Origin of the sequence: Aestuariispira ectoiniformans, assembly GCF_025136295.1 — a bacterium.
Taxonomy (GTDB): Bacteria; Pseudomonadota; Alphaproteobacteria; order UBA8366; family Aestuariispiraceae; genus Aestuariispira_A; species Aestuariispira_A ectoiniformans.
The window spans coordinates 1,960,001-1,973,771 of record NZ_CP062788.1 but is presented as its reverse complement, the minus strand read 5'-3'; the positions used below and the strand labels follow the sequence as shown (position 1 = coordinate 1,973,771).

5 protein-coding genes, 1 tRNA gene and 2 rRNA genes (1 of these 8 only partly in view) are annotated in these 13,771 nt (G+C 56.3%); 5 read left to right on the top strand and 3 right to left on the bottom strand.

The genetic code is table 11. The annotated features are described in order from the left end of the window. The first annotated feature begins 21 nt into the window (after positions 1–21). The 5 genes from IF205_RS09435 to IF205_RS09415 are packed head-to-tail and all read left to right on the top strand — an operon-like array spanning position 22 to position 12,072. A complete protein-coding gene (locus tag IF205_RS09435; protein ID WP_259783034.1) occupies positions 22–6,192 on the top strand; it encodes a DUF4347 domain-containing protein in 6,171 nt (2,056 codons plus the stop codon). 2 nt (positions 6,193–6,194) lie between these two features. Beyond that, on the top strand, positions 6,195–7,853 hold the full coding sequence (locus IF205_RS09430) for a TolC family protein (RefSeq protein WP_259783033.1): 1,659 nt from the start codon (positions 6,195–6,197) through the stop codon (positions 7,851–7,853). Between the two features lie 7 nt (positions 7,854–7,860). Then, positions 7,861–8,616, top strand: coding sequence for an efflux RND transporter periplasmic adaptor subunit (locus tag IF205_RS09425; RefSeq protein ID WP_259783032.1), 756 nt, complete (start codon positions 7,861–7,863; stop codon positions 8,614–8,616). Between the two features lie 4 nt (positions 8,617–8,620). After that, on the top strand, positions 8,621–9,958 hold the full coding sequence (locus tag IF205_RS09420) for an efflux RND transporter periplasmic adaptor subunit (protein WP_259783031.1): 1,338 nt from the start codon (positions 8,621–8,623) through the stop codon (positions 9,956–9,958). Between the two features lie 5 nt (positions 9,959–9,963). After that, complete coding sequence (locus tag IF205_RS09415; RefSeq protein WP_259783030.1) at positions 9,964–12,072, top strand: site-2 protease family protein; 2,109 nt, start codon at positions 9,964–9,966, stop codon at positions 12,070–12,072. Positions 12,073–12,329: 257 nt separating this feature from the next. Here the strand turns inward: IF205_RS09415 and IF205_RS09410 are convergent. The 3 genes from IF205_RS09410 to IF205_RS09400 all read right to left on the bottom strand — a co-directional run. Beyond that, a tRNA-Met gene (locus IF205_RS09410) sits at positions 12,330–12,406 on the bottom strand. Between the two features lie 82 nt (positions 12,407–12,488). Next, positions 12,489–12,604 (bottom strand): 5S ribosomal RNA (gene rrf / locus IF205_RS09405). 111 nt (positions 12,605–12,715) lie between these two features. Further along, positions 12,716–13,771, bottom strand: a 23S ribosomal RNA gene (locus IF205_RS09400) (it continues 1,688 nt past the right edge of the window).

The following is a 13,771-nucleotide window of genomic DNA, read 5'->3' as shown; positions in this document are numbered from 1 at the left end:
TCAATTTGGCAGGCAAATGACATGAAAAGTTTTGGTTCGACGCCGTCCCCCTGCAAATCCCGCATGGCCTTCACTCTGGAACCGCGATTCATGTTTGATGCCGCAGGGGCTGCAACTGGGGTAGAGGTCGCCGAACAGACGGCCAGCGCGGCCGAAGCAACAGCCGCAGCAGTCTCAGATGGCGACGGCTCCACGCCACAGAACAGCACAAAAGAGGTCTACTTCATTGATGCCTCTGTTGCTGATGCAGAAACGCTGGTTGCAGACCTTGGAGACGATGCAGACGTCGTCAAACTGCAATCAGGTAAAGACAGTCTCCAGCAAATCGCCGATTACCTTTCCGACAAAGGAAGCCTGGACGCCATCCACATCCTCTCACATGGCGAAGAAGGTACGGTTTTCTTGGGCGACAGCACACTCAACAGTAATACCCTCTCGGACTACTCAGCCCTTCTTGGCCAGATCGGCCAATCCCTTACGGAGAGTGGTGACATTCTGCTCTACGGCTGTAACATCGGTGCATCAGGCGCAGGTTCGCAGTTCGTGAGCGACCTTGCAGTTGCGACCAATGCGGATGTCGCCGCCTCGGACGACGTTACAGGCATCCATGGCGACTGGGAATTGGAAACCACCAGCGGCGTAATCGATGTCGATATAAGCATCGTGGCCTCCGCGATGGAAAACTACGAGCATGACCTAGCCACGTTCGATTTCACAACTTCAAGCGACAATGGCTCCAACGTTACGACAACGGTCTCCACCGTGACGCTGACGGCAACTTCTAGCAACGGGGCGGCAGTCGGTGTCACAGGCGCTGGAGGATATGGCGGCACATCCGGTAACATCCTCCTCGCCGATACCGGGGGGGCCACCGCTTCATCCCTGACTCTGACTTTTGACAAGGCAGTAGACATAACCAGCATTCGCGCCGTCGACACCCTTGGCGGATCAGCGACGAATTGGACCTTTACCCCTGACAGCGGCGGTGCAGTCGTTCAGTCCGTTGACGGGACCACCGGTGTAACCGTCTCTCTCAATTTCAGCGCCGTCAATTCGGTAACGATCACCAGCGCAGGCAATGTCGACTTCGGCGTCGATACAATCATCTTTACCGTAGCTGCGACCGACCCGACAATCACCTCCGCCACCTATGATGCGTCGAGCGGCAATCTGACCGTGACAGGTACGAATTTCACCGCCACTGCCGGCGCAACCAACGATATTGACGCTTCGAAGCTGACAATCACCGGCGAAGGAGGATCAACCTATACCCTGACCGACACGTCGGATGTGGAAATCACCTCCGCCACCGAATTCACCCTGTCCCTATCGGCAACCGACAAGGCGGCAATCGATCAGATCCTGAACAAGGACGGTGCGTCCTCCACCGGCGGCACCAGCTATGATGTCGATGGGGCCGCCGGTTTCGTCGTCGACAGCGGGTCAATCTCCGACACCGGTGTCAATGGAATCACGGTCTCAAATGTTCCAACGCCGACCATTTCATCGGCAACATACGATTACAGCACAAACACGTTGACGGTTACGGGAACGGGTTTCGTCAAAAGCGCCGGGGCCAGCAATGATATCGATATCTCCAAGCTGACCTTCACTGGCGAAGGTGGCGCTACCTATACCCTGACCAGCGCCAGTGACGTCGAAATCACCAACGGCACCACATTCTCACTGACCTTGAGCGGTGCTGACATTACCGGGGTCGAAAGCCTTTTGAACAAGGATGGCACCAGTGCCGACAATGGCACCACCTATAATCTGGCTGCTGCCGAGGATTGGGCTGCAGGTGCCGATGCCGCGGTTGCCGTTGCCGATCTGACCGGCAATGGCATTACCGTCTCCAACTACGCCGTCCCGGCCATTACATCTGCCACCTACAATGCCAGCACCAATGCACTGGTCCTCATAGGGACAAACTTTGTTTTAAAATCCGGGGCAACCAATGATATCGATGCCTCCACCCTCACAATCACCGGTGAAGGCGGCGCAACCTATACCCTGACGGATACGTCGGATGTGGAAATCACTTCCGCCACCTCCGCCACCCTGACGCTCAGCAGCACAGACGCGGCGGCCGTCGAGGGCCTGCTCAACAAAGACGGGACCACCTCTGCCACATCAGGTACGACCTTCAACCTGGCGGCAGCCGATGACTGGATGACCGGCTCACCGGCAGGCAACGCAATTGCCGACGCCACGACAGGCATCACGGTTTCCAACTATGCCAGCCCGACGATCACGTCTGCCAGTTACGACTACAACGCCAACACACTGACAGTCACGGGCACAAATTTCGTCTCCCAAAATGGGGCGAACAATGACGTCGACATTTCCAAGCTGACCGTCACCGGCGAAGGCGGTTCGACCTATACCCTGACCGGCGCCTCCGACATCGACATCACGTCGGACACACAATTCACCCTTGTGCTGACCGGCGCGGACATCACCGGCGTCGAGAGCCTGCTCAACAAAGACGGCACCACCTCCGCGACATCGGGCACGACCTTCAACCTGGCGGCTGCAGACGACTGGATGATCCAGGCCCCCGTGGCAGCAGATATCTCCGACGCCACCAATGCCGTCACGGTTTCCAACTACGCCTCCCCCGTCGTTTCCTCGGCTACTTATGATTGGAGCTCTGGCGTTCTAACCCTCACAGGCACGAATTTCGTGTCTGCATCCGGGGCCTCCAACGACATCGACGCCTCTTTGCTGACAATCACCGGTGAAGGTGGGAGCACTTATACTCTCACTAACACCTCGGACGTGGACATCACCTCCGCCACCAGCGCAACAGTCACCTTAAGTGCAACCGACATACTGGCCATCAACGGATTATTGAACAAGGACGGCACGTCTTCGGACGGCAGCAGCACAACTTACAACGTGGCAGCCGCCGACAATTGGATGGTCGGAGCACCGACAGGCAACAATATTGCCGACGCCACGACCGGCATCACGGTTTCCAACTATACCGCGCCCACCATAACCTCCGCCGCCTATGACTACAGCACCAATACGTTGACAGTCACGGGTACAAATTTTGTCTCAAAAAGTGGCGCGAGTAATGACGTCGACATTTCCAAACTGACATTCACCGGCGAAGGCGGCTCGACCTATACCCTGACCAGCGCAAGTGACGTCGAAATCACGAATGGCACTACATTTTCGCTCACGCTAACCGGTGCTGACATCACAGGCGTTGAAAACCTGCTCAATAAAGATGGCGCATCCTCTGATGACGCAACTACCTATAATATTGCCGCTGCCGACAACTGGATGGCTGGTGCGGCGGCCAGCAGCAACATCGCCGACCTGACGGGCAACGGCATCACGGTTTCCAACTATTCCGTCCCCTCCATCACATCGGCGACCTATGACTGGACATCGGGCCAACTGGTTCTTACCGGTAGCAATTTCGTATCTCTTTCCGGTGCCACCAATGATATCGACGCCTCTCTCCTGACGATTACTGGCGAAGGCGGGGCAAGCTATACCCTGACAAACACGGCGGATGTGGAGATCACATCGGCGACATCGGCCACGCTGACGCTCAGCACAACTGACCAGCTTTATGTTGAAGGACTGTTGAACAAGGACGGCGCCGCCTCCAGCGACAGCACAACCTATAACGTCGCGGCGGCCGACGGCTGGATGGCCGGGTCCCCCAGTGCGAATAATGTGGCGGATGCCACCACGGCGGTAACCGTCTCCAACGTCACGGCCCCGACGGTCACCTCCGCCACTTATGATTCAGACAGTGGCCTTCTGACAGTCACGGGAACGAATTTCACAAAAGCCAGCGGCGCCAGTAACGATATCGATATATCGACCATAACCCTGACCGGCGAAGGGGGCAGCTATACCCTGGCCTCGGCCAGCGATGTGGAAATCACGGACGGAACCACCTTTTCTGTAACCCTGAGCGGCAGCGATAAAACCAATGTGGACGCTTTGCTGGACCAGATCGGAACCAGTTCCTCCGGTGGTACCACCTACAATATTGCGGTTGCCGACGACTGGATGACCGCTGCGGATTCCGCCGCGAATATTTCCGATACCGCTGGCAATGGCGTCACAGTGACAATCAACCCGAAAGTCACCTCCGCGACCTATGACGCCTCGACCGGTACACTTGTAGTCACCGGAACAAATATCCAGGCCAATGGTGGCGGAAGCGATATCGACGCCTCCAAATTCACTATCACGGGTGAAGGCGGAATCACCTACACACTGACCGACACAGCGGATGTGGAACGGGATTCGGTTTCGCAATTCACCCTGACTCTGTCAGCGACCGACAAGGCGGCACTCGACCAGATTCTGAATAAGAACGGCAGCAGTTCCACAGGTGGCACCGCCTTCAACATAGCGGCGGCGGATGACTGGGACACCAACGTGACCAGCGGCGATACCAGTGACACAACCGGCAACGCCATTACCGTCTCCAACGTCGCCGCGCCGACAATCACGTCGGCCACCTACGATGTTTCAACGAACCAGCTTGTAGTGACCGGCACGGGTTTCCTTCAATCCTCCGGCGCGGCCAACGACATTGATGTTTCCAAGCTGACTATCACCGGTGAAGGTGGAGCAAGCTATACACTGACATCCGCAACCGATGTGGAGATCACCAGCGGGACCAGCTTTACCATCACATTGTCCGCAACCGATGCTGCCGGGGTTGAGGCATTGACCCAGGCTAATGGCACAAGCGCCGCGGACGGCACCACCTACAATCTCGCTGCCGCCGAAGACTGGGCCGCGGGTGCAGACAGCGCCGTCAATGTGGCTGACCTGACCGGCAACGGCATTACGGTTTCCAATTTCGCGGCACCGTCAATCACGAGTGCTACCTATGACTGGAGTACGGGGCAGTTGGTCCTGACCGGCAGCAATTTCATTGCTCAATCCGGCTCGGCCAACGACATTGATGCCTCCCTGCTGACACTGACCGGCGAAGGTGGAACAACCTATACCCTTACCGACACGGCGGACGTGGAGATCACATCAGCCACCAGCGCGACACTGGCCCTCAGCGCCACTGACCAGCTTTTTGTGGAAGGCTTGCTCAACAAAGATGGAACGGCGTCTGACGATTCGACCACTTATAATGTCGCCGCTGCCGAAGACTGGATGACCGGGTCCGCCTCGTCACTCAACATCGCGGACGGTACCAACGGGATTTCCGTCTCCAATTATGCATCACCAACGATCACATCCGCATCGTATGACGCGTCAACAAACACTCTCACCGTCACAGGCGCCAACTTCGTCGGTAAAAGTGGCGCAGCAAATGACATCGACATATCGCTTCTGACCCTTACGGGCCCCGGCAGCAGTTATACCCTGACGACAACGGCTGACGTCGATGTCTCCTCCGCCACACAATTCAGCGTAACCTTGAACGCAACAGACACCGCGGCCGTCGAGGCAATCCTGAACACGAATGAAAACACCGGCACCGTTTACGGTTTGACCGCGGCCGACAACTGGTTGGCTCAGGCACCCGGCAGCACAGATGTTTCGACAAATTCAGGAGTTACCGTTTCAGGATTCACTGCGAATTCAGATGATTCAACGTCACTGAATGTCAGCCAAAATAGCGGGCAAGGACAGACCGCCCCCTCCTCCGCCGTACCGGAACCCGATTCCCTTTTAGACTCTGAAGGGCCCCGGACATTCGGGAACTCGGTTCTGGATCCACTTCTATCCTCTGACACGGGTGACACTGGCGCGTCGGACACAATAACCTCCGTTTCCGTGCTTCTGACGAACAACCAGAGTTCCTCTTCAGAAATACTGGGCGACCCCAGTGCAGGGATCGATGCCCTGACGGTTGTCCGTAATGCGGTCACCGGCAATGACAATGCACTAAACCAGTTCTACGGCGCCGAACGTACATCCACCCCTTCCGCAACTACGCCGAATGACGGTGGTCTGAACGGTCTCACCGGGCAGGATTTCAACAATCTGACCGGCGCAGGCCTCGGCCTGTCTGACCTTGTTGATTCCATGTTGGGCAACGGTGGCTTTGGTGTCGACGGCGGCGCGGAAAACGACCAACTCTCCCCGGAAGATTTCTCCCAAAGGCAGGAAGGCTTTTCCGCACAGCTTGCCAGATCTACCGGTATAAGGGAAACTATTTTAACGGATACACTGAAGGGTAGATCATAAATATGATAATCAGGTCTGCAGCGTCGCATTTCCGTTCACCCGTAGCAAAAGCACAAAAGCCACCCGCCTATGGCCCGGGATTATCCGTTGCCTTGGTGCTGGGCGCCTCAGTCATCCTCGCCGGATGTTCCGTTACGCCAGAACCCATGACGATGGCTGACCATGTGAAGCGTGTGGAAGCCGACCGCGACCTTCTCTTTAAGGGCCAGGAAAAGGTTACGGCACCGATCACCCTTTACGAGGCCATCGCCCGTGCACTCAAATATAATCTCGACCAACGCCTCAAACTGATGGAAACGGCGCTTGCCCAGCAGAACCTCACAGCATCCAACCTCGACCTCCTGCCGCAGTTGACCGCCGAAGCCGGTTACACAGGACGCGACAATTTCAACGGCTCCAACAGCCGTTCCCTGATTACCGGTCAGGAATCCCTTGAAAGCTCCACCTCTCAGGACCGCGATCTGAGGACTGCCAGTCTTGGCCTGACCTGGAACCTGCTCGATTTCGGGCTCAGCTATGTGCGTGCTCAGCAAACAGCCGACCGGGTGTTGATTGCCGAAGAACGGCGCCGCAAAGTTGTGCATAACATCACCCAAGATGTCCGTGCAGCCTTCTGGAACGCCGTATCGGCAGAGCGCCTGTTGAAGCGTATTGCACCGCTGAGCCGGACGGTCGAAACGGCACTCAACGATGTCCGCGAGGCCCAGGAAACAGGGCAGGAAACACCGCTCAGCGCCCTGCGTTATCAGCGTGAACTGCTCGATACCCTGCGGCAGCTAAAGCTTTTACGACGGGAGTTGAACGCTGCAAAAACGCAGTTGGCGACGCTGATGAATCTCGAACCCGGCACGGAATACAGCCTCGACCCGGGGCCTGTGGATTTCAGTGTCCCTCAGGTCAATTTCAGCAACGTGGACAAACTGGAGAAAATTGCCCTCCTTCATCGCCCCGAACTGCGTGAAGAAGCATACCAACAGCGTATTAGCCATAAGGACGTACAGCGCGCCTATCTTCGGTTACTCCCCGGCCTGGAGTTAAACGGCGGCCTGAATTACGACAGCAATTCCTATGCTTGGGAGCAGAATTGGTTCTCCTGGGGGGCATCCATCAACAAGAACCTGTTCGAGGTCTTCACCGGCCCGCAGCGGATCGACCTGGCCGAGGCTCGTGTCGATGTTGTCGACTATCGCCGCTATGCCATGAGCATGGCCGTGATGAGTCAGGTCCATATCGCACTCGCCGGATACAAGCAGGCTGTCGATGAGTTCAACACCGTATCCGAACTCTATCAGGTGGAATCGAACATCCAAAAGCAGATCCGGGCCAATGTCCAGACCGGTAGTTCCGGCCCCCGCGAAGCCATCCGGGCAGACCTGCAGTCTCTCCTGGCCCAACTCCGTCGTGATCTGGCTTTTGCCGAAATGCGAAATTCCGTCGGACGCCTGTATCTCTCCCTGGGCGCAGACCCCCTGCCGGATTCAGTTGCCAGCAACGACGTCTCCACGCTGGCGACAGAAATCAAGACCATCACGGAAGGTTGGTTCTCCGGTGACGTGAAATTATCCGACGGAAGCGACTTGGAGAAGCGGCTCTCGCAAGGAGAGGACAAAAAGGAAGAGGATGAAACATTCCAGAAACCTGTCACCTTCGAACCGGGTTAGACTGATCATGTCCGCCGTATGCCGGCAGATCGTTTCCCGCTGCCTGCTTGTCGGCCTGATGATTTGGTCCGCCCCCGGGATGGCACAGGAGCCCGGCCAAGTCCGTTTCCTGCTCAAGGCCGTCAACCAGGCAACCCTGTCTGCCCAGGTCCCTGCAAAGGTGGAAAAACTACCTTTTCGGGAAGGTGACCGTTTTGACAAGGGGGATGTTCTGGTGGCTTTTGACTGCCGGATTTTAAAAGCTCGCCTGAATATTGCCCGCGCCGTTCTGAAAGGGGAACGCAAGGCCCTTGAGAACAAGCAAAAACTGCAAAAGCTCCAGTCCGCAGGGGCGCTTGAGGTCGCCCTCGCCGAAGCGGCAGTGGAAAAGGCCGCCGGCGAGTTGTCCGCCACCCGGTATGGCTTGGAAGAATGTGTGATCAAGGCTCCCTTCTCCGGACGTATCGTCGCGCGCAACATCAACCGCCATGAGACGGTTGCCCCCGGCGATCCGCTCCTTTCCATCCTGGATGACCGCAACCTCGAATTGGAACTCGTTATTCCGTCGAGCTGGCTTCCATGGCTGAAGCCGGGTCATGAGTTTCAGGTCACGATTGACGAAACAGGGACGAGATACCCGGCCGAAATCCTGCGTCTTGGCGCACAGGTTGACCCCATCAGCCAAACATCGAATGCCTATGCAAAAATCCTCAATGAACCGGATTTGACGGAGCTTGTTTCCGGCATGAGCGGTACGGCTGAGTTTGCTCTGCCTGGTCAGTAGAGTCATGGAACACCGACCGAATACGCCGCATACAACGCTGTTAAAACTTTTTCAGTTTGAAAAAGAAATTCGTCATGCACAAAAACATGCGGATCTTGCCTATTTGGTCGTCAATCAACTGCGCGGCCTGCTACCATTCGATTCTGCGGTGCTGTTCTCCCTGCATCACAAATCCCCGCGGGTCGAGATGATATCCGACATTGCAATTGTTGACCGCAATGCCCCCTATGTCACCTGGCTTACAGGCATGATCAAGGCATTGATAAAAAACGGCAAGGCGGCGGCACCGGGCCCGATAGACGTCTCCGCATTGAAGGCGGATAGCATTTCCGATGACCCTGAATGGAGTGCGAGACCGGTTTTCTGGCAACCACTCATATCCCCCATCGGTCGACAGATTGGCGGCCTCTGGCTGACACGGGAGCATTCTTTCCGCCCGGAAGAACTGGCATTGCTCGACAAGATATCGGAAGTGACCGCCCATGCCTGGGAAGCCCTGGATGGGAAGCGCAAAATGCCATTGCATAAGATCCGCTTACGCCCCCTCATCCTGGCCGCCTGCCTTCTCTTAATCCCCGTTCTGTTCATCCCGGTCCCCCAATCCGTACTCGCCCCGGCAGAGGTTGTCGCACGTCACCCTGCCATGGTCACGGCGCCAATGGATGGCGTGATCAAAACCGTTGCCGTTGCCTCCAACACCCCCGTGCAAATAGGCCAGGTGCTACTATCCTACGACGCAACGGAGCACCAGGGCCGACTTGCGGTCGCAGAGGAAGAATTACTGGTTGCGGAAAGTCAGCTTATGAGCGCCCGCCAAGCCGCTTTCGTTGACCCCCGGGTCAAAGGGCAGATCGCCGTCTTGCAGAGCCGATTGAATTTACGCCGAACCGAGCGGGATTATGCGCGACAAATGCTCGATAAAATCGACATCACGGCGGCCCGTGCAGGCGTGGCGGTCTTTCGCGACAAGGCTGACCTGGAAGGCATACCGGTTAAGGCCGGACAGCGTCTGATGCTTATCGCCGCCCCACATGACACCGAATTGAAAATTGAACTGCCGGTCGCCGATGCGGTCTCCTTCGAAAGGGGCTCACAGGTCCGGCTATTCCTCGACCGCGCGCCGCTCGCCCCCATCGATGCCACCCTGACCTACAGCAGCTTCGCAGCAGAACCGCCCCCCTCCCATGTCTTGAGCTACCACCTCAAAGCCACCTTTACCGGGTCTGACAAACCGCGCCTAGGCCTTCGTGGTACGGCGAGAATCTCCGGTCAGGATGTCACGTTATTCTTTTATCTGTTCCGCCGGCCGTTGTCCGCCCTTCGGCAATATCTGGGGCTGTGACGGACATGGCCCAGGCATTGCCGCTTCTCCGAGAAGACCTGACCCTGTTACCTGGCCCCAGAAACTGGGACGGGGCGCCAACCTGGACTATTCATGATCCGGTGCGTAACCGCTACCTCCGTATTGGAAAGGCCGCCTATGACCTCCTCACCTTTTGGCACCTCGGCACCACCGATGCTGTTGCTCGTGCTTTCGCGAAAGCAAATGGCCGCGAACCGCAACCGGACGATATAGCCTGGCTTGTTCATTTCCTACGAAGCAACCTTCTGGTTCAACGCCATTCCGTGGAAGATGTCGCAGGTCTCAAGCGGATTGCCTCAGCAACAAAGACAGCTTGGTATCGGTCCCTTTTGCATCGGTATCTTTTCTTCCGCATTCCACTGGTGCGCCCTCAGCACTTCCTGAACGCCACAGCCTTCGTCGCCGATATTCTGTTTTCCGGACAGTTCTTTCTTGCCGTCTCCCTCCTTGGGGTCGCCGGACTTTTCCTGGTGGGACGGCAGTGGGACAGTTTTCTATCAACTTTTCTGCATTTCTTCACCTGGCAGGGCATCGTCTGGTACGGTGGCGCATTGATCTTTGCGAAGATATGCCATGAACTGGGCCATGCCTACGCCGCTACCCGGGCAGGCTGCCGGGTGCCAACCATGGGGATCGCCTTTCTGGTCATGTGGCCTGTCCTTTATACGGATACGACAGATGCCTGGCGACTGATAGACAGGCGGCAGCGCCTGCTAATCGATGCAGCCGGAATGCTGGCCGAAGTCAGCCTGGCCCTGATCGCGACCTTTCTATGGACCTTCCTGCCCGAAGGCCCGCTCAAAAGCGCCGCCTTTCTTATCGCCACCGTGACCTGGATCATGACACTGGCCGTTAACCTGAACCCTTTCATGCGGTTCGATGGCTATTATCTCCTGTCAGACATCCTGGACATCGGGAATTTACAGGACCGCTCCTTTGCCCAGGCGAAATGGTGGCTGCGGCGTGTCCTTTTCGGTTTCTACGAAGGGGCGCCGGAAGATTTCCCAAAACCGCTCAGGCGTATCCTTATCCTTTATGCCTTTTCGACCTGGATCTACCGTTTGGCCCTCTTCATAGGGATCGCACTTCTTGTATACGGCTTTTTCTTCAAACTGCTGGGCATCATCCTATTCGCAGTTGAAATCACCTTTTTCATCCTTCTTCCCGTTTGCCGCGAATTGCATGAAATATGGAAACGGCGTGGACTCATGCGGCCTAACCGCAATCTTCTGCTCTCGATGGGTGGAGTGACACTGTTGCTTCTTGTCTTCTTTCTTCCCTGGCGGACGGATATCGACATGCCGGCGTTTATGGAGACCGACGCACATATGACGATAATCGCGCCCATGCCAGCCAGGATCGAAAGCATTCAAATCACTACAGGGCAAAGGGTCATGAAGGGGCAGGTCTTGTTTACCCTGGCTTCGGACCGGATCGATTTTCAAATCGATAAAATCCGGCAACAAATCCGACTGCGGGAGGAACTTGTCAGAAGAGAGGCCGCAGGAGGTCGCGAACGTGCAGAAATTCGCGTTCTTCGACGTGACCTGGAAAGCGATCGCACCCGCCTGAAAAGCCTGGAGCAAAAGCGAGGCCTGTTGGCTATCCGTGCAGACATGTCCGGCCAGATCATCGACATGGATGACTATCTGGAAGCTGGTATTTGGGTGAACGAAAAGACGCCGCTTGCAACAATTGCCAACCGCGAGACGTCCAGGATCATTGCCTATGTCCCAGAGGCAAACCTGGGTGCCCTTGCAGTAGATGACAGGACTGTTTTCTTTCCTGAAAGACTGCAGTCCCCATCAATTGAAGCGCAAATTGCGGAAATTGCCCCCGTAAACACGGCCTATCTGCAGGAACCCTATCTGGCCTCCATTTATGGCGGCCCTATCGCAGTCGAAGCAGATGACAAAAAACGGTTGATACCGGTCGAAGGAATTTACAGGATAGTCCTGAAACCAACGCAGGACCTGCCTGCCCCGCAGAGTGTGCGACGCGGCATCGCAACCGCTGAAGGTCCCGGCCAGAGCCTTGCGCAATCGGTCTTCAACAAAATCTATATGGTCCTTCTCCGAGAAAGCGGCTTCTAATCCCCCTCTTTATGCGTGTTTCAAAGCGGCAAGAGTCCGAGCGTCATGGATGATATTTTGATGTCATAAATAAGGTCCCGCTCAATTGAACGGGGCCGCCAGCGTCCGGGACGCAATCCGCGATAGCATTGAGAGTATTGTCATCACGTCGGAGGAGGACGGCCTGGGAGACATGTATCGGGGCCGGTTCGCGGGGCTTATCGAACAGTATTATGAAAGCGAAGAAGCCGCCTCGGAAGAGACGGCTTCGACATCAGTGGTTGCGGGGGCCAGATTTGAACTGACGACCTTCAGGTTATGAGCCTGACGAGCTACCGGGCTGCTCCACCCCGCGTCAGAGTTTTTAATCCCCTATGGGATTTATTTTTTATAGGGGATGGATTGGAAGAGTGAATAGGTAAGACTGTGTATGGAAGACCTGGCAGCGACCTACTCTCCCGTGGCTTAAGCCAAAGTACCATCGGCGCAGAGGGCTTTCACTTCCGAGTTCGGGATGGGATCGGGTGGATCCTCCCTCGCCATAGCCACCAGGTCGTCGATACACAGTGAAGCACAAGAAGTCTTTTATAGTTGCGTTATGTTATGGGTTGGTCGAGTTCATCAGCGATTGATTGAGATCCTTGCCGCTGTATGCGGCGAGGAGATGATGAAGCCGATCGAGCGATTAGTACCGGTAAGCTGCATGTGTTGCCACACTTCCACACCCGGCCTATTAACGTGGTGGTCTACCACGGCTCTCAGCGAGACCTAGTTTTGAGGGGGGCTTCCCGCTTAGATGCCTTCAGCGGTTATCCCGTCCGCACATAGCTACCCAGCTGTGCCACTGGCGTGACAACTGGTCCACCAGAGGTGCGTCCATCCCGGTCCTCTCGTACTAGGGACAGCTCCTCTCAAGTCTCGTACACCCACGGCAGATAGGGACCGAACTGTCTCACGACGTTCTAAACCCAGCTCACGTACCACTTTAAATGGCGAACAGCCATACCCTTGGGACCTGCTCCAGCCCCAGGATGTGATGAGCCGACATCGAGGTGCCAAACACCCCCGTCGATGTGGACTCTTGGGGGGTATCAGCCTGTTATCCCCGGCGTACCTTTTATCCGTTGAGCGATGGCCCTTCCACTCGGGACCACCGGATCACTATGACCGACTTTCGTCTCTGCTCCACCTGTCGGTGTCGCAGTCAGGCAGGCTTTTGCCATTGCACTCATCAGACGATTTCCGACCGTCTTGAGCCTACCATCGCGCGCCTCCGTTACTCTTTGGGAGGCGACCGCCCCAGTCAAACTACCCACCACGCAGGGTCCCGGACCCGGATAACGGGCCGCGGTTAGATATCAAAATTCACAAGGGCGGTATTTCAAGGATGCCTCCACCGAGACTGGCGTCCCGGCTTCAAAGGCTCCCGCCTATCCTACACATGTCAATTCTGATACCACTGCGAAGCTGTAGTAAAGGTGCACGGGGTCTTTCCGTCTGACCGCGGGAACTCCGCATCTTCACGGAGAGTTCAATTTCGCTGAGTCTGCGTTGGAGACAGTGGGGCAGTCGTTACGCCATTCGTGCAGGTCGGAACTTACCCGACAAGGAATTTCGCTACCTTAGGACCGTTATAGTTACGGCCGCCGTTTACCGGGGCTTCAATTCGGTGCTTGCACACCTCCTTTTAACCTTCCGGCACCGGGCAGGCGTCAGACCC

Bases quoted from the DNA above. Each gene is read 5' to 3' on its own strand.
- IF205_RS09435 (WP_259783034.1), top strand. From the start codon at position 22: ATGAAAAGTTTTGGTTCGACGCCGTCCCCCTGCAAATCCCGCATGGCC.
- IF205_RS09430 (WP_259783033.1), top strand. From the start codon at position 6,195: ATGATAATCAGGTCTGCAGCGTCGCATTTCCGTTCACCCGTAGCAAAA.
- IF205_RS09425 (WP_259783032.1), top strand. From the start codon at position 7,861: ATGTCCGCCGTATGCCGGCAGATCGTTTCCCGCTGCCTGCTTGTCGGC.
- IF205_RS09420 (WP_259783031.1), top strand. From the start codon at position 8,621: ATGGAACACCGACCGAATACGCCGCATACAACGCTGTTAAAACTTTTT.
- IF205_RS09415 (WP_259783030.1), top strand. From the start codon at position 9,964: ATGGCCCAGGCATTGCCGCTTCTCCGAGAAGACCTGACCCTGTTACCT.